Source organism: Vibrio mangrovi (genome assembly GCF_024346955.1).
In the GTDB taxonomy this organism is placed as follows: domain Bacteria; phylum Pseudomonadota; class Gammaproteobacteria; order Enterobacterales; family Vibrionaceae; genus Vibrio; species Vibrio mangrovi.
In genome coordinates, this window is record NZ_AP024884.1 from 1,190,752 (window position 1) to 1,213,884 (window position 23,133).

General features: G+C 44.4%; 22 protein-coding genes. 5 read left to right on the plus strand and 17 right to left on the minus strand.

Translation table 11 applies throughout. From position 1 onward, the window contains the following. Positions 1–15 precede the first annotated feature (15 nt). Entirely contained in the window at positions 16–732 is a 717-nt protein-coding gene (locus tag OCU74_RS21390; protein WP_087482991.1) for an NUDIX hydrolase, read from the minus strand. A 274-nt stretch (positions 733–1,006) separates the two neighbouring features. Here OCU74_RS21390 and pncB point away from each other — a divergent pair, with 274 nt between their 5' ends. The 3 genes from pncB (at position 1,007) to OCU74_RS21405 (ending at position 3,892) form a co-directional block, all read left to right on the plus strand. Continuing rightward, entirely contained in the window at positions 1,007–2,314 is a 1,308-nt protein-coding gene (gene pncB / locus OCU74_RS21395; RefSeq protein WP_087482968.1) for a nicotinate phosphoribosyltransferase, read from the plus strand. 138 nt (positions 2,315–2,452) lie between these two features. After that, the gene (locus OCU74_RS21400) at positions 2,453–3,259 is read left to right on the plus strand and encodes a DUF5718 family protein (protein WP_087482969.1); all 807 of its coding nucleotides are present in this window, start codon (positions 2,453–2,455) and stop codon (positions 3,257–3,259) included. A 90-nt stretch (positions 3,260–3,349) separates the two neighbouring features. Further along, entirely contained in the window at positions 3,350–3,892 is a 543-nt protein-coding gene (locus tag OCU74_RS21405) for a GNAT family N-acetyltransferase (RefSeq protein ID WP_087482970.1), read from the plus strand. On the opposite strand, the gene OCU74_RS21410 is transcribed toward OCU74_RS21405, so the two are convergent. The 5 genes from OCU74_RS21410 to OCU74_RS21430 form a co-directional block, all read right to left on the minus strand. Continuing rightward, a complete protein-coding gene (locus OCU74_RS21410; protein WP_159457483.1) occupies positions 3,889–4,149 on the minus strand; it encodes a transporter associated domain-containing protein in 261 nt (86 codons plus the stop codon). The two genes, OCU74_RS21405 and OCU74_RS21410, sit on opposite strands and share 4 nt — an antisense overlap. A 270-nt stretch (positions 4,150–4,419) precedes the next feature. Beyond that, positions 4,420–5,517, minus strand: a complete 1,098-nt coding sequence (locus tag OCU74_RS21415) for a mechanosensitive ion channel family protein (RefSeq protein WP_087482972.1) — start codon at positions 5,515–5,517, stop codon at positions 4,420–4,422. Between the two features lie 135 nt (positions 5,518–5,652). Further along, a complete protein-coding gene (locus tag OCU74_RS21420) occupies positions 5,653–6,078 on the minus strand; it encodes a DUF2850 domain-containing protein (RefSeq protein WP_087482973.1) in 426 nt (141 codons plus the stop codon). A gap of 176 nt (positions 6,079–6,254) precedes the next feature. Continuing rightward, entirely contained in the window at positions 6,255–7,124 is an 870-nt protein-coding gene (locus OCU74_RS21425; RefSeq protein WP_087482974.1) for a pirin family protein, read from the minus strand. 114 nt (positions 7,125–7,238) lie between these two features. Beyond that, a complete protein-coding gene (locus tag OCU74_RS21430; RefSeq protein WP_087482975.1) occupies positions 7,239–8,885 on the minus strand; it encodes a methyl-accepting chemotaxis protein in 1,647 nt (548 codons plus the stop codon). Between the two features lie 46 nt (positions 8,886–8,931). Here OCU74_RS21430 and OCU74_RS21435 point away from each other — a divergent pair, with 46 nt between their 5' ends. Then, complete coding sequence (locus tag OCU74_RS21435; protein WP_159457484.1) at positions 8,932–9,078, plus strand: hypothetical protein; 147 nt, start codon at positions 8,932–8,934, stop codon at positions 9,076–9,078. A gap of 4 nt (positions 9,079–9,082) precedes the next feature. Here the strand turns inward: OCU74_RS21435 and OCU74_RS21440 are convergent, their stop codons facing one another. The 7 genes from OCU74_RS21440 to ectA form a co-directional block, all read right to left on the minus strand. Continuing rightward, positions 9,083–9,661, minus strand: coding sequence for a PDC sensor domain-containing protein (locus OCU74_RS21440; protein ID WP_200807800.1), 579 nt, complete (start codon positions 9,659–9,661; stop codon positions 9,083–9,085). Between the two features lie 134 nt (positions 9,662–9,795). Continuing rightward, positions 9,796–11,004 carry a diguanylate cyclase gene (locus OCU74_RS21445; protein ID WP_087482976.1) on the minus strand — a complete coding sequence of 403 codons (1,209 nt, stop codon included), beginning with the start codon at positions 11,002–11,004 and terminating at the stop codon, positions 9,796–9,798. A 347-nt stretch (positions 11,005–11,351) separates the two neighbouring features. Further along, positions 11,352–12,392: a type II asparaginase gene (locus OCU74_RS21450; protein ID WP_087482977.1), complete on the minus strand. Its 1,041-nt coding sequence runs from the start codon at positions 12,390–12,392 to the stop codon at positions 11,352–11,354. A gap of 697 nt (positions 12,393–13,089) precedes the next feature. Continuing rightward, on the minus strand, positions 13,090–14,514 hold the full coding sequence (locus tag OCU74_RS21455) for an aspartate kinase (protein ID WP_087482978.1): 1,425 nt from the start codon (positions 14,512–14,514) through the stop codon (positions 13,090–13,092). 156 nt (positions 14,515–14,670) lie between these two features. Further along, on the minus strand, positions 14,671–15,060 hold the full coding sequence (locus tag OCU74_RS21460; protein ID WP_087482979.1) for an ectoine synthase: 390 nt from the start codon (positions 15,058–15,060) through the stop codon (positions 14,671–14,673). 9 nt (positions 15,061–15,069) lie between these two features. Further along, positions 15,070–16,335, minus strand: a complete 1,266-nt coding sequence (ectB, locus tag OCU74_RS21465) for a diaminobutyrate--2-oxoglutarate transaminase (RefSeq protein ID WP_087482993.1) — start codon at positions 16,333–16,335, stop codon at positions 15,070–15,072. Positions 16,336–16,394: 59 nt separating this feature from the next. Beyond that, complete coding sequence (ectA, locus tag OCU74_RS21470; protein WP_087482980.1) at positions 16,395–16,946, minus strand: diaminobutyrate acetyltransferase; 552 nt, start codon at positions 16,944–16,946, stop codon at positions 16,395–16,397. 705 nt (positions 16,947–17,651) lie between these two features. On the opposite strand from ectA, the gene OCU74_RS21475 reads away from it, so the two are divergent. Then, on the plus strand, positions 17,652–19,172 hold the full coding sequence (locus tag OCU74_RS21475; protein ID WP_087482981.1) for an AMP-binding protein: 1,521 nt from the start codon (positions 17,652–17,654) through the stop codon (positions 19,170–19,172). 296 nt (positions 19,173–19,468) lie between these two features. Here OCU74_RS21475 and OCU74_RS21480 read toward each other — a convergent pair whose 3' ends face one another. The 4 genes from OCU74_RS21480 to OCU74_RS21495 all read right to left on the minus strand — a co-directional run bounded on the left by OCU74_RS21480 (position 19,469) and on the right by OCU74_RS21495 (position 23,126). Further along, positions 19,469–20,284, minus strand: a complete 816-nt coding sequence (locus OCU74_RS21480) for an SDR family oxidoreductase (protein WP_087482982.1) — start codon at positions 20,282–20,284, stop codon at positions 19,469–19,471. A gap of 85 nt (positions 20,285–20,369) precedes the next feature. Then, the gene (locus OCU74_RS21485; protein WP_315972465.1) at positions 20,370–21,836 is read right to left on the minus strand and encodes a sensor histidine kinase; all 1,467 of its coding nucleotides are present in this window, start codon (positions 21,834–21,836) and stop codon (positions 20,370–20,372) included. Further along, the gene (locus tag OCU74_RS21490) at positions 21,826–22,482 is read right to left on the minus strand and encodes a response regulator (RefSeq protein WP_087482984.1); all 657 of its coding nucleotides are present in this window, start codon (positions 22,480–22,482) and stop codon (positions 21,826–21,828) included. The genes OCU74_RS21485 and OCU74_RS21490 overlap by 11 nt, the downstream gene beginning before the upstream one ends. Next, positions 22,479–23,126, minus strand: coding sequence for a tetratricopeptide repeat protein (locus OCU74_RS21495; RefSeq protein ID WP_087482985.1), 648 nt, complete (start codon positions 23,124–23,126; stop codon positions 22,479–22,481). The genes OCU74_RS21490 and OCU74_RS21495 overlap by 4 nt, the downstream gene beginning before the upstream one ends. Between the last annotated feature and the right edge of the window lie 7 nt (positions 23,127–23,133).

A 23,133-nucleotide genomic window follows, 5' to 3' on the forward strand; every position in this document is an offset into this window, starting at 1 on the left:
GAAACAGGTAACCGACTAGCCACGCAAACAAGTCTGAAAATAACTGACTTCATTTTTCGCCAGTTGGTACACCATTGCAGGCTTTCCACCACGTCCTTTACTCGGTGCTGCAATCTTATTGGCACTGATAATCACTTCTGAATCGATCAAACGCCGCTTGATCGTCATGCGGTTGACTTCGACACCGAATTTCGCATAAGCATCAATGATATCTGCGACCAGAAATTCTTTCTCCAGAAAAAACAACACAACGGAAGTATATTCTACGGCTGCCCTCAATTTGGTCCATGCATGCTGGATCTGAGCCGCGTGATCAAAAGCCAGCGTTGTCTGTCCCTGTAAGATCGGAGTTAAATCAAACCAGTCGAGACGATTACGATCCATCCCCGCATTTTCAATCTGCCGGACATTCGAGGCATTGAGTAAAGCATAGTGGGAAATGCTGACACTCCAGCCATCCGGATTCCGCTTAGGATTTCCGTCAACCAGTGGGTCACTGATGAAATTGGGATAAGTATGAACTTTTTGCCGACAGATGCGACGCCGTGCAGATTCAAAATCTTCATCTGCCGGTTCTCCGCCACTGGTAGTGAAGTCTTCATCATAAACCCATCCACCGGGAATCGCCCACATCCCACAATCCGGGCGGCTTGGGTTACTCCGTTTCACCAGCAAAACCTGAATCCCGGCTTCAGACAAACGGAGGCAGATCATATCGATTGTTACAATCATAAGAACAGTTTTCCCATCCAACACCTCACTCATTCTATGAAATGACATCATCATTGGTCAAACTTAATCACAAGATGTTACTAACTAAATCAGTTATACCACTAACAAATATCATGAGAATAAATAGGGTTTTATCTCATTTTGTGCCAAAGATTATACATATTTTTATAAATAACCACACGGACTAATGATTGACAAATGCACGCGTCTCATTTAATGTCCGGCTAGGTTAGGCACAAAATGTTACTAATATATTGTTAGTGAGGATGGCCCCATGAGTAATCATCTTTTTTCTGAACATATCATCCAGAGCCTACTGGACTTAGATGCATATAAAATCAATATGATGCAGGCCATCCATACTTTCTATCCCAATATAGAAGTTCGCTACGAACTGACTGTCCGCTCTGATGAGGATATCAGTGAACTACTCCCGGAGATCCGCAGAGAAGTTGAGCAGCTTTCTGAGTTACGTTTTTCTCAACACGAAATCGAGTATCTGCAAAAGAGTTCACCTCATCTGAAACCTGCGTTTCTGCACGCATTGCGCTATTTTCAGTTCCAACCCACCCAACAGGTTGAATTCGGTATTATTCATCAGGGACAAAAGCGTCAGTTGCGGATCGGTATCCGGGGAACATGGCGCGATACAATTCTGTATGAAACCATGATTATGGCTATCGTTTCTGAAGTCAGAAGCCGTTACTACTGGCAGGATGTTCCGGCTGATTTAGCCCGTCAGGTTTTGCACAATAAACTCACAGATTTGAAAGCCGAGCTGGCAGAACGTGGCATTGATAATTTTAAACTGACTGAAATGGGCACCCGCCGCCGTTTCTCTGCACAAGTACAGCAGCAGGTAATGACATGCCTGAAACAAGAGATTCCTGAGCTATTGCTAGGCACCAGCAACTACCATTTTGCCCGGAAATTTAACCTGAAACCTATCGGTACCATCGCCCATGAATGGTTTATGGGCCATCAGGCACTGGTGAATCCGGGAGATTCACAGCGTGTTGCCCTGGAACAATGGTTAACAGCATTCGACGGTCAGCTCTCTATTGCGCCAACGGACACTCTGAACATTGACGCATTTCTGAACGATTTTAATATGCATCTGGCTAAAGCCTATGATGGTGTTCGTCATGATTCCGGCTGTCCCTTTACCTGGGGAGAGAAAATGATTGCCCACTACAAAAAGCTGGGGATTGATCCGCGGACAAAACTCTTCATTTTCTCCGACAGCCTGAATTTCAGTCAGGCTCTTGAATTATGTGAATACTTTGCCGGACGCGCTCAGATTTCTTTTGGAATCGGCACTTTCCTGACCAATGACCTCGGAGGCTGGAAGAATCAATATGGCCGGACGTATTCACCGTTGTCGATTGTAATCAAACTTGCTGAGTGTAATGGCCGCCCGGTCGCGAAAATCAGTGACGAGCCGGAAAAAGCCATGTGTGAAGATGCAGTATTTCTGGCTAGTCTGAAGCAACAATTCAATATCAATTTAGACATTGATAAGCTGATTGAAACGCTAAAAGAAATGCAGCACAGTCAGCGCAAATATATTGCTGCAGCCTGAATCAGATCGCAGGATTCAGGCAATTCTGGCAGAAAGCAGGATCAGATTATCACTCATCATCAATAACCATTCCTTTTATAAGGCAAAGTTTCTATCATAGACCTTCATTTCAGCAGTAATGACAGGAAATAAATACCCATGGTTGATTTAACGCAGTGCATCGGATTAGGTGTAGCCGGCAATTTTGCCAGACATCTGGAACAGGCCGGGGAAATTACAGATTTTCTCCATATCAAAGCCAAAGAAGGTGCTCCAAAAGGGATTTTTCCCTTTTATCTCCCCAAAAGCGACTCTTTTCTCAATGTATTCCCACTCTCCCACCAGCATCAGGTTATTCCAGATGATGGCAACCCACAGGTTGAACCGGAAGTTGCCCTTTATTGCGAGCTGATCTATCAGGAAGGAAAAGTAACCGGAATCAATCCACTGAAGTTTGCCGCATTCAATGATTGCACCATCCGTAAAGAAGGGGCGAAAAAAATCTCAGAAAAGAAAAACTGGGGTGAACAAAGTAAAGGGGTCAGCGCAACCTGGATCGACCTGGATAAATTTTCACTCGGCGGTAAGCTGGATGAGTACCATCTCGCTTCATTCGTCAAAAGAGATGGTCAGTTACATCCGTACGGTGTGGATACGGAAGTCCTCGGCTACAGCTATTTTTATGACATCCTGCTGGAATGGCTAGTTGAGAAACTAAATTCACAGCAAGACGTCGGCCCTCTGGAAGACTTTGCCCAAATCCTCAAAGATAATCACTTTCCGAGCCATGCAATCATTTCAATCGGTGCGACTGCATATGAAACATTCGGCGAACAGAACTATCTTCAGTCCGGTGATGAAATCACAGTCATTGTTTATCCAAAACATATCGGAAATATCCGCGAATATGTAGAGCGAGGAGAACAACCGGAAGGTGCATCGGCACTGGTTCAGATCGTCGCTTGATTGGTTTTTATCTGAGTGCCGGGATTCACCGGTACTCAGTCAGAATTCATCTCCCTTCCCAGTGAAGATCAAATCGTTTAAGGAAACAATGTGGAAGCCTCAGGTACAAAAATAAAATTAAAACAATTGACTGAATCAGACTGGCCCATTTTTAAAGAACTCTACACCAATCCCCGAACCATGAAACATGTATACAATCCTTTTGATGAGGATGTTGCATGGACAGTTTTTAACTGTCGGTTAAAACCCTGGGATATAAACAGTGATGGCTGGCTTTCGTTCAGTATTAATGAACTGTCAACGAAAGCAACATTGGGGCTCATTGGATTAAAAATCACCAATCATACAGCCAAGATAGCCGAAGTTGGGTTCATGCTATTAGAAAATGCCCGGGGCAAAGGCATTGCTTCAGAAGCTTTAACTATTCTCGTTAAATTTGCGTTTACAGAATTAGGCCTGAACAAGCTAATTGCCATGTGTTCGACGGAAAACTCAGGTTCATATAACCTATTGGAAAAACGGGGTTTTATTCGAGAAGGATGCCTTGCACAAAATTCTTTCATCAATAATCAGTATGTTGATGATTACATCTACGGCTTATGCAAATCAACCCTGAACAGCCAAACGCCTTAATGCGCCGGTAACTTCAGACCCACAACTCTAACCTGCCAGTCACAGACCCGGGCGACAACCCAGGTCAGTCCCTGCCAGTGAAAAGATTCTCCTAATGCCGGCGTTTCTCCCAACTGCTGATAAACCAGCATTTCTAGTGTCATATCTTCCGGATAATCACTCAAATCCAATCCGTAATACAAACTGATATCTGCAATAGCTACTTTCGCTTCAAGAAAAAAATCTCCCAAAAGCCGACCAACGATGTCAACACGCATCTTTCCCCCTTGATTCATGTTCTGGCATGTGGGTTTGCTCTGATTATCCTTCCTGTAGACATAATTTTGTCAGGAAGGTTTTATATATAACAAAATTTAATATTATGAAATCAATTTCATTATATCAAATTCAAGGAGATCTTCTGTTTCAGAAATAATGAAAATTGCCACAGAAGTACAAGAAACACGCTCTCGTATCAACAGACAGGTAATATATAACCGGACAGATAGATTTCTGCCCGGGTTATTCGATGATATTGGTATCGGAGGTCAGCGGCTCAGACGCGCTTCCAGCGATTCAACTCCGGCACTTTCAGGTTCCAGCCGGAGTGTCTGAGTCGGATAGGCAATGTCGGCACCGTGACGATGAATGATTTCCATCACTTTTAACAGCACATCCTGTTTAACTTCATGATAGCGCATCCAGTTCACCGTTTTGGTAAAGGTATAGATAAAGAAATCCAGTGATGACGCTCCAAAAGCATCAAAGTTGACAATCAGGGTCTGACTGGCATCAATATCAGGGTGATTTTCCAGCATCGCTTTCACTTCGGCCACAATGGCAGCGACTTTCTCCGAATCACCATATCGCAAACCAATCGTCTCATAGATTCGCCGGTTCAGCATCCGGGATGGATTTTCGACCACAATATTACTGAATACCGAATTCGGTACATACAGAGGCCGTTTGTCAAAAGTACGAATCACTGTCATCCGCCAGCCAATTCGCTCGACTGTCCCTTCAATCGCACGATCCGGTGAGCGGATCCAGTCTCCGACTTTAAAAGGCCGGTCAAAATAGATCATCATGCCGCCAAAAAAATTGGACAGCAGATCTTTGGCTGCAAAACCAACCACTAAACCACCGACACCACCAAAAGTCAGCAATCCGGACAAACTCAGGCCAAACGTCTGCATAATAGACAACAGAGCAACAACAATTACAGCCAGTTTCACAACCTTGGTAATCGCCTGCACCGTAGTTTTATCTTTATCTTTAGTCAGCAGAAAATAATGCTCGATATTGCCGACCAGCCTCAGTAACGTCCAGACAAAGCAGAAAACCAGCAACACAAGTTTCAGGGTTTCCAGCCAGTCTAAGGAACTGTCGGTCAGATCATCCAGTAGCAGACCAAGAGAGATGCCCGCCGGCCAGAGCCAGATCAATACACTGACAGGAGCCCGCAATGCATGGAGTAACAAATCGTCCCAATGAACCTTGGTCTTTTCAGTGAGGTCATTCAGATGACGGTACAAGAAACGCCATAACATCCAGGCAATCAGACTGGCAAACGTAATCAAGAGAATGCTCGTGTCTTCTCTTTTCCAGACGGGTGATGACAGAATATCGGTAATCCATGGATTCATAAATAATGGTCAGTTACATATATCAGTGACAAAACGCTAGCAAAAAACGCCACACATCGCCAGAGACAATGCACATCATGTACATTGTCCTGACAAAGTGTTCACAAAATTGGTAACGAAAAGGAAGAAGAATAGTTAGTCGCTGGTGAAACCTTCGGCGAAAGCACTTCTCGTATTCTGCCGGCGCCAGGCATTATCAGGTTCTTCTAATGTGTGTTCATAGCCCTGCTTAATCAAGACCTGAACAGGCTGACTGGGTTCAATACGTTTTAGCTGCGGAGATGCTGAAGTTCCACTAATCTGATAAATAGTCTCCCGTCCGCCACTCTTAAACTGAATTAGTTTACCGTCGAAGTCAAACTTCGTCGTAATGAGGTGGCTATTCCGGTAAACCCCGTGCTTATTAAATGTAATGACTTCCCGCCGGTCATGCATCACCTGCGTTTCCAGCCAGGAACCGTAAATCTTTTCAGGACTGATATAATCCCGGTAACTCATATAAATTAAAACTGCGCTACAGCTTATAAGCAGCAGACCCAGCACCGCCAATACCGATTTCAATGGTGCGCTCCTTTCAACAACTTCATCAGGGACAACCGGCCATCAAAGGCCTCGATCGTCAGGTGCCCCATTGGAACAAATTCCGAGCATACACACAATCTGCGAACGATGATATAGCCCTCAAAATTGACATCTACTGAAAGAATAGCGCATTTGACAACATATGAAACTTCTGACTAATAAGTCTCAAATTTACCGCTGTTGTAATCAGTGATGGCTTGTTCGATTTCAGCATATGAATTCATGACAAACGGGCCATAATGTACCACAGGTTCATCAATCGGTTCACCGGATAAAACCAATATTCCACTTTCCTGACTTTGAGACTGAATAGCCAGAAAGTCACCAGATGTCAGCAACGCCAGTTGTCCGGCTTTTACACTGCCGCTTTTCTCAGTACTGTTATCACCAAGTTGGATCTCACCTCGATAAACATAGATCATCGCCTGATGAGGCCGCGGTATACTCAGTGTCAGTGACTGTCCCCGCCAGGCCCGCCAGTCCGCGACTAAAAGAGGGACGCCAGTCTGAAGCAACGGACCACTCAGTGCCTGACCTGCAACTTCTGTTTCTCCAGCAAGCACACGCAGTAATCCGGTCTCATCATGAGTATATTCAGTAATCACTTCGGGCTGGAAATCATGATATTGTGCCGGTTGCATTTTATTTTTCGCCGGCTGATTAATCCAGATCTGAAATCCATGTAATGAGCCATCTTCCATCATCGGCATTTCACTATGAATCACACCACGGCCGGCAGCCATCCACTGGGCACCTCCGGAGCGAAGTTCTCCGACATTTCCCATATGATCCCGGTGTTGAAAATGCCCCTGCATCATATAAGTCAGAGTTTCAATTCCACGGTGTGGATGAGGTGGGAAACCACCGACATAGTCAGCCCGCTCATCAGACTTCAGCTCATCCAGCATCAGAAACGGTGAAAATTGTTTGTGGTTAAAACCGGCGACACGACGTATTTTTACGCCGTCCCCGTCAGATGTGGGCTGAGCTGGGATAATTTGGTGAATCTGCCGTACGTTTGACATGATTTTTCTCCGATTCGCGACTCGAATGACAGACAGATTCTAAAAAAACCAGAGATCAATGAAGAGGAGGAACATTCGAGTCTCTTCATCAAAAAATTTGAAGAGACTCCTGATTCACACGGTAAATTTTCCGAGAACCTGAGACAATTGCCGATGGAGTTCATCCAGCTTACGGCAAGCCTGATCGACTTCTGAGGACTCTTCAACACTCTCCTGAGATTGTGTCTCAATCACACTGATCTCTTGCTGAATATGTTCCGCCATCTTGCTTTGCTCAACAATCACAGCAGCAATCTGGGTTGTTCTTTCGGTCACATGATTCATCGACTCCATCATGTCATTGATCGCCTGCCGCGTCTCATCACTGGAGTTTTTCGTCGCCAATGCCCTTTCCGTCGCCTGATTCATAATACCGACAGCATCCTGAACACCTTTTTCCAGATTGGTAATCATTTCATTCACATCTTCGGTACAGCTTTGGGTTTTATTCGCTAACCCCCGGACTTCATCGGCAACCACGGCAAATCCTCGTCCGGACTCTCCCGCCCTTGCGGCCTCAATCGCAGCATTGAGCGCTAACAAGTTTGTCTGCTCAGCAATACCGCTGATAATCGTTAATACTGAGCTGATCTTGTTTGTGAATTCATCAATCCGTGAAATGGCGGTCACAGCCTGTTCGACACTCTCGTTCAATAAACCGATACTCTGTTGTGTTGCCTCAACCTGCCGATGTCCCTCACTGGCCGACTGACCTGCCTGCTCTGTAGAACCGGCCACTTCAGAGGTCCGCAGAGAAACATCCTGAATTGCAGTACTCATCTCCTGACTGGAAACAGATACCTCACGCATCGACTCGACCTGTTTCTGGGCGGTCTGACAGGCCTTACGGGACATATCACCCAATAGCGACACATGCGTATTATTCTGCCCGGCATTGGCAATAATCTGTTTGACGAGGTGATGGAGTTCGCTCATAAACCGATCCAGATAAGATCCAAGCTCTCCCAACTCATCACGACGGTCTAATCCCAAGCGTTTGGTTAAATCCCCACCACCTTTTGCCAGTGCCTGAATATGCCTGGTGATATGTTGCAGATCACCGATGATCAATAATGGGAAAAGCCAGATGATACCCAGACAGACAAGCAGAGAAAACCCGACGAGCAATAGCTGCCCGGTGCGATATTTCTGATGCATCTCTGTTAACTGTTCAGCACGTTCATCCGAATTGAAAATAACGATATCCGTAATCAACTCGAGGTAACGCTGGGTCTGACGGAACAGGTCAAAGGCCTCCTTGTACGATAGTCCGATCGCCGTACTTCTCCCTGCCCGGGTATTTGTGCTCCTCTCATACTCGATTCTCTGTGTGACCTTGACCCACTCAGGATAAGACTCCCAGAATTGATCGACTAATTGCTGCATTTCGGGATTTAACTGATACGCACTGAGCTTTTTCATACGCTCACCGGCACTTTTGATACTATCAGCATGCATTTTCTGCATCAGCTGATACTGCTCAGTTTTGACTGCCAGCGTCAGCATACTCCGTTCTGCGACCCAGGCCTGATACAGATCCCGGTCAGCCATCTGTACCAGACTGAGGGTCGGAATTTCATGACGGGTAACCATCGTAATCGCTTCAGCCTGTAACCCTTCGGAATACAGGCTTCTGCCCGAAAGGCTTAGCACCAGCAACATCACAAGAACCAATGGAATACATAGCTTCCATCGAATTCCCAGATTTTTAAAATAATTCATCAATCCCTCCTCACAAGCAGTACAGCACACCCCACCAACAGGTGACGTGTCATACTTTGTTCTTTATCTGACGATTGTGATTATTATTGGTGTGATTATTATTGGTAAAAGCCTGCTGACGGCAGTCTGGTCTGGCAAAGACCCGGATGCTCTCAAGATTCAGTTTCAGAGGGAATCATCCGGGCAATCATAGAGGTTTACTGGTCTTCATACTCATCCAGATTAATTCCGATGGTAATCGCGCCTATCGTGTTTCCCTGCCAGTCAATCACAGGAACAGAGATCTGTACAAGATAAGCCAGAACACTGTCATCGTACTCCACCTGGCCGATGTAAACTTTCCCGTGACCACCATTGAACGATTGGATGAATTTATCTTCATCTCCCTGCCAGTAATCCGATGTCTTATTCGTCATCGCGACGTTGGCACCTTGATTATCCATGAGAAACAGTTCGACAAGAAATGGCATACTCGCTTCAAATTCCATTAATCTCTGGGCTGCGGAATTCGACATCAGAGACGACATAAAATCATCAACATCCGATGTCTTCCGCCATGTTTCATCTATTTTTTTTATCTCATCCAGAGAGACTCCCCGGTCATTCTGCGCTTTAACGGCGTCAACCAAAGCAGGATCTTTCCCCCAGGTTTCCAATTGAGGGATCAATTCTTTCAGACTGTCGGGGGCATTCTCAGCATGGACCACCGTGAGTGGCAGAAGTGAGCAGACGGATAATAGTATGGTAAAAATCATCGATGATAGATGGCGAATCATGATCTGAGTCCTTATCGCAACGATTGCTTAGATATTGGACAATATAGTCAACGATAGAGGACTCAGACAAATTAACGGGGGAAAAAACATCAATTCGTGAGATCAATTTCCTGATGGTTAAAATGACTGTCCTGTCAAGCTGAGGATACCCGGTTTCGACCATTGTCCTTCGCCAGATATAACTGTTGATCCGCCTGAAGTAACAAATGTTCCATATGCTCATGATCCGTTTTACTACTGATTCCAAAACTCATCGTAACCCGTAGCCCTGCTGCAATTTCCTGCCAGGGATGAGACTCAATCGTCATCCGGATACGCTCTATGGTCTGAATTGCCTGAGCGATATCACTATTTGCCAGAGCGATCACAAATTCTTCGCCACCATAACGGGCAACGACATCCTTGTCCCGGCATGAACTTTGTAGAATTCCGGCAATCTGCTGTAAGACCAGATCTCCGACAGTATGTGAGTAGCGATCATTAATCATTTTAAAATAATCCACATCCCCAAGAACCAGACAGAAAGGACTATCTTCCTGAATCGACTGTTCATAAAGTGATGCAACTTCTTCATTAAAAAAGCGTCGGTTATATAGTCCCGTCAAAGCATCTCTGATACTCAGCTCTTTCAATTGTTCCGCCTGCCTGACAATCTGGCTGCTCATAGTATTAAAAGCAGCCGCCAGCCGTCCGACTTCATCATTCGAACGTACAGTCACCTGCTGTGCCAGTTCGCCCTGCTCCATTTTTTCTACAGCAGAGATTAATCGCTTGAGCGAGTTAACCAATTTATGTCCTTCCCAAAGCCCCAGCGGAATGAGAATGGCAAACGAGATCACAAATGCATAGGCAAGAGACTCTTTCAGTGCTTTCAGATAATTTCGGTCTGAAGCGGTCAAAGGGACTTTCCCACTGGGTAATGCATAGGCAACCGTTTCACCATTCAACCGGATTGGTTCTCCCTGAGATAACAAGGCTGAACTAATTTTTGCTCCCGGTTGATAATCTTTTCCGCCAATGACTACATGTCCCTGTATATCGGACACAACAAATTTAAAAGGTATCTCTTGCCGTAGCGCTCGCGGGGGATAAAACCCGGCCCGGTGGTTTCTCATTTCTGAATCCAGATGGGCGAAACGCAATGCATCTTCTAATGTATTCCAAGAGCCATTCTGTTGAATATAGTGGCCGATCATTTGGGCAAAATTCTGATAATGAACGGATTTCGCTTCATCCAGAAAACGTTTTTCAACTTGCCAGGGAGTGATCATTGCAAAGATAGCCATCACTAGAATATTTGAACCTATCAAGGCAACCATTAATTTTACTTTCAGAGAATTCATGCTTTTCACGCTATATTATACTTTGGCAAAACTGTGTTTCAGGTAGAAACTGATACTCAGATAAATCCACACTACATTTCTGGAATATTGTAAATGTCGTTGAGATAGAATCCCGACTAGCATTGTTCCTGAATAGTGCTGACTGGAGACACTCTGAATCCCGCATCTTGAGGTTATTTGGATGTATATGCACAAGATTAAATAATAAATAATTTACATTTTTGTCAATTCTAGCGCATATTGATTTTGAAATTCAGCTTTTTCACACCTGATGTGGCAAGGAAAATCAGAGGACAAAAAAAAAGAAAGGGTCCGCAGGCAGACCCTTTAAAGATGAGAAGTAATATCTAGTCTTCGAAATAATTTCTGATTGTCTCGATACTGTCACCCTGAGCCAATGCCAGAGACAAAAGAACTTTTGCTTTCTGAGGATTGTAAACACCAGAGCCAATACCTTCATGTTTTGGCGTTACGAATCCATTACCGGTACGTGTTGAGCGAACAACCGGAATGCCTTTGTCCATTGTTTCCTGCACAGCGGCAAGCATAACATCAGATAAAGAGCCGTTTCCGGTCCCTGCAATCACAATCCCTTTCGCACCGTCTTTAATTGCCGCACGAAGCAAAGTGGGATCCTGATCCTGATAGCTGTACAGAATTTTCACTTTCGGCAACTGTTTCATATGGCTGATATCAAAATAAGGCTTGTCAATCGGTTTAGTCGGCTCATAGTAGAAATGAGGTTCACCACTTAAGAACGCTCCCAGATATCCCTGTTCCGTTGCTTTAAATGTATCCAGCATGGTTGAATTGGTTTTGGTGGTATAAAATGCAGAGCCAATCCGATCATTCAGCACAACCATTGCACCGCGTTGCTTCGCTCCATCATCTGATGCAAGTCTGACGGCTTCCAGCAGGTTCATGCCACCATCAGCACTGATTGCAGTCGCCGGACGCATCGCGCCAACAACCACTACAGGCTTATCGCTTTTCACAGTCAGATCAAGAAAGAATGCTGTTTCCTCAAGTGTATCTGTTCCATGAGTTACGACAACACCACTGGTTTTTGCATCCGCCAGTTGCAGGCTGATAGACTTACTGAGCTTTAACAGAATATTTTGGTTGATGTTGTTACTGTCTGTATTCGCAATTTGCTCACCGATAACATGAGCAAAATTTTTCAGCTCGGGCACAGCGGCGATGAGCAGATCAACACCGATTTTCCCCGCAGCGTAATCTGTTGTATCAGTGTTCGATTCAGAACTCCCCGCAATGGTTCCTCCGGTTGCGTAGATTTTGACGGTTGGTTTATCCGCATTTGCAAACGAAGCAAAAGAGGTACAGAGCATCAACGCAGCCATCGTTTTGGATAAATATTTTTTATTCATTTCATTTACCTTTTAATTATTTTCTATAATCTTTACTGCAATTAGTTTTCGTACTCAAACGAAAATATGTAGAATATAGATAAAGGTAATGTCCTTATTCATCATTGTCCGTAAATATATGCCAAACACATGCATAAGCCGATGTAATAATACATCAGGCTTTATCATGATGTCCCAAGACCAATTGCACCCAGATTGTGCAACATTTTTTCCCCGAAAAACCAGACAAACATCAAAATTAAAATATTTTTATAAAGATCATGAAATGACAGATCATTTTTAGAATTTATTTATATATATTGTAAAATAATTAGATTTTATTCATCATCAATCGGGTCTATTGATTGACGTTATCTTGAAAAACGTCACTAAAAATAGAATAGATAAATAGCATTGTCACGATACAGAATACTATTCACTTAGCATATTCATTTTATAAACTCAATTAAAACATTCTATTTAAACAATGAACGGAATGATGGTGCATATCATTCGATCTCTTATTTTTACACAAAAAAGCAAACTGGATATATATTATTCTATTTGTATTCACATCCCGTAAAATAATTATCAATATTTATTTCACATCTATTTTCTTACTGTTATTTGCAAGAAAATTCGGGGGGAGTTCTGGCCGTAAAAAACCGGACGTCTGTGACAATCGGTCCGGTTTTCAGATCACTCGATTCAGACAAACTTATGCAGCATGACGGTTCGGATTTCCGGGGCAATGCCCTTCAATCAGCATTTCATGCAACAGACAGATAGCTTGATGGTAATGTTTATCTTCCACACAAAACTGTACATTGACGTTTCTGAGTGATGAATGTACGGCCATCGGCTGAATATCTCCCTGACTCAACGCCGTCATACCATTTGCCAGCACTTCACTGGTATCCATCGAAGCACCGATAGCCGATATCAGCGCAACCATTTTTCCGGAGACTGACGCTGCCGGATAACACCGTTCTACATTGGCAAGCAGCCGGTTCAGACTATCACTCTGACCATGCAGATAGTATGTCATTGAGTTGGCATTCATCTCTTTCCCGATCAGGTTTACCTGAGATTCAGCAATCATTTCTGCCATTTCATAGCTGACTGTATCCACCAATCCGACCATTGATTGATCAAAAAGATGAAGTGCGAACACTTTATCCCGACCAGCAATAATCTCGACCCGGCAGCCATCCGGGTCATGCTCTCCTGAAATACGAGTCCCGATATGCTCCGGTTCAAACGTGTTTTTCACAATCAGAGGAATATTCTGCTGGCGCAATCCTGTTGCTGCATTGGGATGAATCGCTTCCATTCCTAGGTTCGCCAATTGATCGGCAACATCAAAGTTTGTCTCTCCCATCGGCCGAACCATATCTGGCCCGACAATTCCCGGATCTGCTGTACTCAAATGATACTCTTTATGAATAATGGCCTGCCCGGCACCAGTCAGAGCTGCAATACGACTGAATGTCATTTCACTATAACCACGGTCATAAGTTTTCATCAGTCCTTCATCACAATAAGCATAACCAGTCACAATCGGAAGCTCACATGCAACATCAATATGCTCAAAAGCCTGACGGATGACTTCATCCAGACTCCCGTGATGATGTTCATTCCATCCCGACAGATCTACAAACCGAGAATTGATACCGGTAAATTTGAGCTTCAGTGCCGTATTGTAAGCACTGTGAGCTTCCCCCAGAGAAGCCAGAAACTCCCGGATCTGTGGTAAATAACGATTCAGCGAAAACTGACCATGCTGGCAGGTATCCAGAATATTACGGATACAGATTTGGGCTTCGGACAGACGGGAACGGATAAACTTATCGGCCCGGAGACGGCACATAGGATCGGCAAAAATATTCTGATTGATAAGCATCATTCGCTGCTCTAAATCCCCCATTTTTTCCTGCCATTGTTCGCTTCGCTGAGCAATTAACTGGTAAATACCGGGTTGCCCGGTTTTCTTACATTCCAACAGTGCGTCGGTTATGCCGGAATAAGCTGAAACAACAAAAATCCGCTGATATGGATTCTCCGGTCGTAGCAGGATATTTTCCAGTACTGCATCAAATGCAGTCATTGATGTACCGCCGATTTTCTCTACGGTAAATGACATGTTTTCTCCTTTGTTATATTCGGCCAGTTCTGAGACTGACCGGATAAATTCATTCCTCCAAATACAATAAGCTCACCGATGACTAAAGCATCTTGACCTTTCGTAATGGTTTTGCAGCAATTTGTCATGCATTTAGCCACGAAATATCAACACCCCCTACACTTGAGTGAGCGGATATACACCGGAGTCATCGTGGATTTCCTGTCCATTCAATGGGGGATTGAATACGCAGGCCATCACCATATTCTGTCCGGGGAAAGCCCGCAGATAGTGTTCGTCATGCTGATCCAGGATGTACAGCGTGCCGGGCTGAATCGGAAAGGTTTCACCACCAGCCATTTCAATTTCTCCATTACCGGAGATGCAGTACACAGATTCAAGGTGATGTTTGTAATGAATATGCGTCTCGGTATCCTGATATATCGTGGTAATATGAAATGAGAACCCCATATTGTCATCTTTCAATAACATGCGGACACTTTCCCAGTTTTCCGACACAACCCGGCGTTCACTTTGAATACATTCATTTAATGTTCTGACAATCATAACAATCCCTTAAGAAGCCTTTTTTATATATTGAGGAGCGATTTTCTCCGCCGCACAGATAAAGATATCCAGTCCTTCTTTCAGCTCTGACATACTGATTGTCAGCGGACAGAAAAATTTCAGGACTTCACTGTCCGGGCCGGCAGTTTCGATGATCATTCCCAGATTAAAACATTCCCGGGCAATTTTTCCGGCAATCTCGCCGGAAACACATTCAATCCCCTGCATCAGGCCACGGCCTTTTCTTCTGGAGAATAACTCCGGATATCGGCTGGCCATCTGTTCAACAACCTGTGTCACCTGTTGACCACACTGACTGACATGATTCTCCAGCTCACGACTTTTCCAGTAAGTTTCGATCGCTTTGGTTGCTGTAACAAAAGCATGATTGTTACCGCGGAATGTCCCGTTATGTTCACCGGGTTCCCAAATATCCAGCTCCGGTTTCATCAATACCAACGCCATCGGCAAGCCGTATCCGCTGATAGATTTTGACAAAGTGACAATATCCGGTGTAATCCCGGCAGATTCAAAACTGAAGAATGTCCCGGTGCGCCCGCAACCAGCCTGTATATCATCGATGATCAACAAAATATCGTGCTGTTTACAGAGAATATTTAACCGTTGCAACCAGCTCTCGGAGGCAACATTCAAACCGCCTTCCCCTTGTACGGTCTCAAGCAGTACTGCCGCAGGTTTATCCAGCCCCGAAGAACCATCGGATAACATGGTCTCAAACAGTTTCAGGCCATCCACTCCTGCATATCCGTCATATGGCAGACGATGAATGCCATGTAAATGTGGTCCTGCCACACCCCGGTGATGCTGATTTCCGGTAGCAGCCAGCGCACCGTATGAACAACCGTGAAAACCGTTGGTAAAGGCGATCACATTACTGCGACCTTTCACTTTGCGGGCCAGTTTCAATGCTGCTTCAACAGCATTCGTACCTGTCGGCCCGGTGAACTGAACTTTATAGTTCAGCATTCGGGGGCGGAGAATATGGTGCTCAAGTGCCTGTAAAAACTCAGCTTTGGCCTGTGAATACATATCCAGACCATGAGTGAGTCCGTCCCGGTCGATATAATCCAGCAATGCCTGCTTTAAAATCGCATTGTTATGGCCGTAGTTCAGCGCACCGGCACCGGATAAAAAATCAAGATAACGGTCACCACATTCGGAATACAAACAACTCCCTTTGGCTGTAGCAAACACAACCGGAAAGTGATTGGCATACGATTGTACGTTTGACTCTTTCTCGCTAAAAATATTCATAACAGAATAAATTACCTTTGTTTTCATTTTCTATGTATGGAATGGTCTGACGGCAGCAGTCACTTCTGTGACATTGATTTCAGTGGAATGCGATACAAATATTCCGTCTCATGCTGCCCATCGAAATGGCGGGTTTCATCAAGGAAAGTCGAAACCTGACCCTGTAGTCCGAAGGACCGGTCGAATTTCTTAAACAGGCTCCAGGAACCCTGATTATCTTTTGTAATGGTGGTTTCAATGGCTTCTATGTCATGAAGGTGCGCCTGAGAAACCAGTGCATTCAACATTTCAAATGCCAGCCCTTTCCCCCGGGCAGCAGGATGAACGGCGACCTGCCAGATAAAAAGCTCGGACGAACAATCTGGTTTACGGTAAGCAGAAATGAATCCCAGTACATCATTGTGCTGTTCGGCCAGAATGCAGGTCTTTTGGAAATGGATTGACTGCAAGAAATTACAATATGCAGAATTCTCATCCAATGGTGGACATAAACTGACTAATTCATGGACCCGCTGACCATCGGAACGAATGGGGGTTCTGAGAACCCAGGTTGAATTCTGAGACTCTGATATCGCTAAAGCGACATCAGAGCATCGTGTGTTTGTGATCATGATAATGCTCAATTAGTTTGAACTCTAATTAATTTTCTAAAACAATAACACACGAATTACCATAATTCCAACTGGGCATTTAGAATAAAACACCAAAAATAAACACAACTCATTGATTTTTAAATCATAAAAATTAAAAACATTCACTATCATTCATAATTTCAATTGTTTAGATATATAATCAAATGATTTAATTTATATGACTATTATTTAACATAAATATGACAAAGGTATCACTAGCATTTTGTTTTTATTTTGCATATTGCATTTTCATTTTGCAAAAGAAAGAACTCATATGACTTTTTTTGCCTATAAAATGAACAAAATAGGGAATTTTTGTAGTTGGCACGGTCCATGCATATATTAAAGCGACCCTTTTTAAGCCGAGGGTCACCTAGCCAACTGACGTTGTTAGTGAATACAAATTTGTTCACAATAAATTACGGCCAATCACCTTCGTTGTGATTGGCTATTTTTTCATCTGAATTTTGCCGGACAACTCACTTTATTTACAATTCTCCTATCTCAATGACATTTTCTTATTTGACGTTTTCACCAAATCTTACAAGACTTTAGATATCTATAATCGGATGAGTAGCTTCTGATTCAAGTGGATTCATCAGGTTATATACAACGAGTCAAGTTATATACGACTGATAATGCGGAGCCGATTCCCTTATCTGCACATGACAACGAGATAAAACTATGGCAAACGATGCTCAACTATGGACACCCAGTCCCGAATCCATTCGTTCATCAAACCTTTACCAGTTTATCCAGCACATCAATATGCAGGGCGAAGCGCTTGAAGATTTTGGACAGCTTCATCAATGGTCGGTTACGAACAGTAAGCAATTCTGGCTGGAAATATGGCAGTACTGTGACGTTATCGGATTCAGGGGAGACTGTGTTTTCGGTGAGGGAATTGCCAGATGGGACAAGTTCATTGCGGCCCGAGATACTATCTGGTTTCCTCAGGCACAGCTCAACTACGCAGAAAACCTGCTTTCCTATGCATTTCAGGAACCGGAAGCGATCGCTCTGTGGTTTAAAAACGAGAATGGTCAGACAAAAACACTGACCTGGCAGCAATTATGTGATCAGGTATCGCTCGTCCAGCAATGGCTAATCCAAAATGGTGTTGAAAAAGGAGATGTTGTGGTCGCCTATCTGCCTCACTTACCGGAAACCATTGTCTCTTTGCTGGCGGTAACTAGTCTGGGTGCAATATGGTCTTCTCTGTCTCCGGAAGATACAGATATTCAAACCGCTATTGAGAACTTTCAGCCACTTCAGCCAAAAGTCCTGTTTTGCAGTAATGGTTATAACCGGGCTGGAGCAACGATCAATACGGAAGAAAACAATCAGAAACTGGCAACCCAACTTTCAAGTGTAATCAACACCTGTCAAATCGAATATCTGCAAACGCCACAATTTTCTTCTCATTATGTCGACAAGTTCTCTGACTGGCAGGCCATTCTGGCCAGCTATCTGCCCAGAGGCATCAACTATGAACGCATCGGTTTTAACGATCCACTGTTCATTCTCCACCGCAGATTACCCTCAGGAAGAACAGAACAAATCGTTCATCGCGTTGGTGGAACAATTCTCAACCACCTGAAGGAACATCAGCTCCACTGCAATATTCAGCCGGAAACCCGCCTGCTCAGTCACTGTTCGTGCAGCAGCACTTCCTTCATCTGGCACACTTCAGCACTCGCCAGTGGTGCAACTCTGGTTTTTTATGATGGAGAACCTTTTTTCCCCAGTATGAATGCATTGTGGTCACTGGCAGAGGAATCCAAAAGTAATATCGTTCATATCTCTTCTGCATATCTGACACATTTACAGGAGAAAGCCTTCTCGCCGGGACATTTCTACCCACTCAGTGCTCTGAGAACTCTGATTGTCGGCGGTCCGGTTAAATATCCGGATCTCTTTGAATATATTTATTCCCATATTCAGCCAGATATCTATGTTATCCCGGCATCTCAGGAAGCGGATATTGCCGGCTCTTTTTTGATCGGAAATTCAATGGACTGTGTGGACAGACGATACACCACAACACCAGCATTGGGATGTGATGCTATTCCAGAAGAGAGAGTATTATGCAAAAACAGTTTCCCCAATCAACCACTGGGGTTCTTGCATGATTCCGGAGAGAATTATCATCAGACCTACTGGCATCAGGTTCCGGGGATGTGGTCACAGCCAGATCCCAACTAGTGTGTACTAATAATAAGGTGCACCAATAAATAAGGGCCTGTCGAAGACAGGCCCTTATTATTTTGTTATAGTTTTTTTCGTTTCAGCCAGCGTTGTTAGTCACCGCGCTCCTATCACTGATACTTTAATCTGACGTCATCAGCTTCAATTCTTTTCAAGCAGATTTATTCATTAAACGTGACTTTTCATCAAAAAAACGTGACTCGCGCCGCAAAAACCTTACCCAAAAAACAATGAATGTGATATTAATTCCAAAAAATAGCAGCTTAAGTTTTCACAAATCCATTCAACCTAATTCATAATTTTCCTGAATTAATCAGCTCAATAAAGTGATGAATTCTAGCTTGCTGACGACGAATAGACTGAGTCACTACTGTCGGAAAAATCTGGTTAATCCGCACAAACAGTTTTTCCGGCCAGCCAATCCAGCGGGAAGTCGTCTCTTTTCTTAAGGACTCTACAACGACTTTTGCCACAGTCTGAGGAGAATCGCTCCGGTTACCAAGTTCCTGATTCATCTGTTTCACCACTGGTGAGTTCAAATCCGTATCCGTCGCCCGGGGAGCGACGTAAAGCACACGAATGCCAGAACCATCTAACTCTCTGTCCAGTGCTTCACTGAAACGATATACACCAGCTTTCGCACTACAATAGACGGTATATCCGGGATAGCCAATTCCCCCAAATGCTGAACCGATATTCAGGATAATTCCCGGACGATTCAACCAATTCAACGCCAGTTGACTCATCAGTATGGGCGCCAGCAGATTAAGATCCAGTTCCTGCCGAACCGATACCGCGGAACGACGAGACAAAAAGTTAAACTCATTTGCCCCGGCATTATTGATCACGATGTCAATTCCCTGCCCGGACTGATTCAGTCGGTTTCCTTCCTTATTCAAACGTTCCAGATCGGCTTCACGAGTTAAATCCGCAGGGAAAACCACATGTCTGTCCGGTTCAGGAAGTGAGGATCTGATGGCTTCCAGTTTCTCGTGACTTCGCCCAACCAGAAATAAACTGGCTCCGGCCGCAGCCAGCTCAGCAGCAATAGCCTGACCAATTCCGCCAGAAGCACCAGTAAGCAAAACACGTTTACGATTCAAATCCATACGATATGTTCCTTATCTCATCACGGTAAAACGGTGATTGATAAAAATGATTCTCTCTAGGGGCTGTTGCAACCAACTGAGTTGCCTAACTTTCAGCGTTAAAAGTCAGTTCATCGTGTTTCAACATGGAGGAAACACTCTGATTTTTCATCAATGACACCAGAAAAGTATTCGACTGATTCTCCCGGGGAAGTAATTCAACTGTACCGTAATGCAGCTTGACAATGTCTTTTGTAATGGAAAGCCCTAATCCGGCTCCATCACCTTTCTCCCGATTCGAACGATAAAAACTCTCAAACAATTTTTCACGGGCTTCCGGCGTGAGATCTTCTCCGGTATCCGTGACATAAACCTGAACCTTATCCGGCAAATCTTTCAACGTCACTGTAATCTGCCGCTCTTCACCGGCATAGCGAATCGCATTATCAATCAGATTACTCAGTAGAATTCCCAGTAAAGACTCGTCCCCCGGAATAGTGCAGTCATCGCCAACGAGTGCCATTTCCTGATGATTCCGTAACGCCAGCGGAGCAAGTTCTCCCATGACATGCCGAACCAAACGCTTCAGGTCGATCTCAACCCGTTCCATTGCGTGGATATTTTCAACCCGGGCTAAAGTCAGCAACTGCTGAATCAGACGATCCGAACGTTCGATACCACGCAAAATATTGCGTAAATCAGAATGCAGTTCATCTTCCCGGTCACTATTCAATGCATTTTCTGCATTCAGCCTAAGTACCGCCAATGGTGTTTTTAATTCATGGGCGGCCATGCCAGTAAAGCGTTTTTCACGTTTCCATGCACTATCCAGTTCAGAAAGCAGCCGGTTTAAAGCGGTAACCAGCGGTGATAACTCCGTGGTATTGTGCCCGACCGTAACGGAATCAAGCATACGAACGCTACGTTGGGAGATCGCCTGTTGCAACTCCGCGATCGGTGTAAAATGGCGATCAATCAAAAAGTACAACACGAAAGCCAGACACGGGATCAGCACCAACTGTGGTATTAAAGTTGAAAACGCCAGTTCGGTAATCATTTCATTCCGGACCGATTGCTGCTCCGCAACAATAATATACTCAGAATGCTCCGGATTGTGCAGCTCCATAGGGAGCTGAAAATACCGCCACTGTTTTCCTTCGATTTCAACATAACCAAATCCGGAATAAGTGGGGTCATGGACAATCACATGATGACGAGGATGAGAACCCCAGACAACTCTCCCATCCCGGTATAACTGAATCAGAACCTTCTGTTCATATGGATGCCCATAGGCCGTCTCGTCATCATCACTATGGGCTGCCTGAATATTTTTCATCCAGCTATCCAACTGTCTGACATTCTCAGAACTTTCCCGCAAAGCGCCCGAATCAGGCAGACTCAGTAAAAATAGCTTTGCTGTCTGTCCCATCCGGGCGTCATAAACTTCCAGAATTTCATGGTGTGATGAGCTATAGCTGAAAAACAGGGAAATCAGAATAAAAATAGAAGAAAGCGCAATCATTGATGAAGTAATACGCTTTTTTATAGAATAAGGTTTCTTATTATTTTTCAATTATATACCCTACACCACGAATGTTTTTGATGACATTCCCCGGGACTTTTTTACGCAAATTATGAATATGGACTTCAATGGCATTATCACTACTGCCTTCATCCCATCCGTGCAACGACTGCTGTAGTTGTTCTTTGCTCATCACCCGTCCGGCCTGATTCATCAGTGATGCCAGTAATTTAAATTCGTTATTGGTTAATTTGAGAGCCTGTCCCTGGTACAAAACGACCTGCCGGTCTAAAGATAATATCAGATCACCGACTTCAACCTGACTATCTGTGGCCCCGGAAAGACGTCGAATCATCACTCGTAAACGAGCCAGTAATTCTTCCAGAGCAAACGGCTTAACCAGATAATCATCGGCACCACCGTCCAGTCCTTTCACCCGATCCTGAATCTCGTCCCGGGCAGTCAGAATCATGATCGGAATTGAATATCCGGCCCGTCGCACAGCTTTTAACACCTCAAAACCACCAATATCCGGAAGCATCAAGTCCAGAATAATCGCCGTAAACTGCTCTGTTTTCAGAGCAGTTACAACGCCGGAGCCTTGTTCAAGCCAGTCGACGGTATATCCCTGACGGCTTAATGCCGTAACCATCGACTGTCCCAGTAACACATCATCTTCGACCAGCAGTAATCTCATTGAGCACCTAATTCTTGTAAACGCTTGTGCACTTCTGCCATTCGCCCTTGATCAGCCAGCGGTCTGGTTTCCCGTGGTGGCGCAGCTGCTGCACGTTTCAAATATTTAATTGCTTCAGCTTTACGTCCATCTTCAGCCAGAAAATCACCGTAAAAGTAGTTTGGATCGATACCGTTGGGATTATATTCCAGTGCCTTTTTAAACATTTCCTCAGCCTTGTCATCATCCCCGAATCCAACCGGCCATCCCGGAACTTTATAGTATAACGAGCCCAAAGTTGTGTATGCCGAGCCATCCAGAGTCTCAGGTGCAGTTTTAACCACCTCTTCCAGTATAGCTCTGGCTTCTTTCGCCAGAGATAAACCGCCTAATCCACCGTCAGCACCAGCCAGAGAACTTTTACTAATTGCCAGCCAGACTTTCAAATCATTGCGATCCGGAGCGCTCTGAAGAGAGCTCTCGCTCAGTTTCACCAGATTTTCCAGACAATAGATTTGCTGATCCTCATCCTGTGACTGATACTGGCACTGCGCCCATTTCTTCTGAATCGTTGTCAGTGGATCAGCACCACTCGCCCAAACCGGTGATGACCCAATCAGAAGGCAGCATGCTGCAATGACCCGGTTTCTTGTACTCGTTCTCATATCCTTT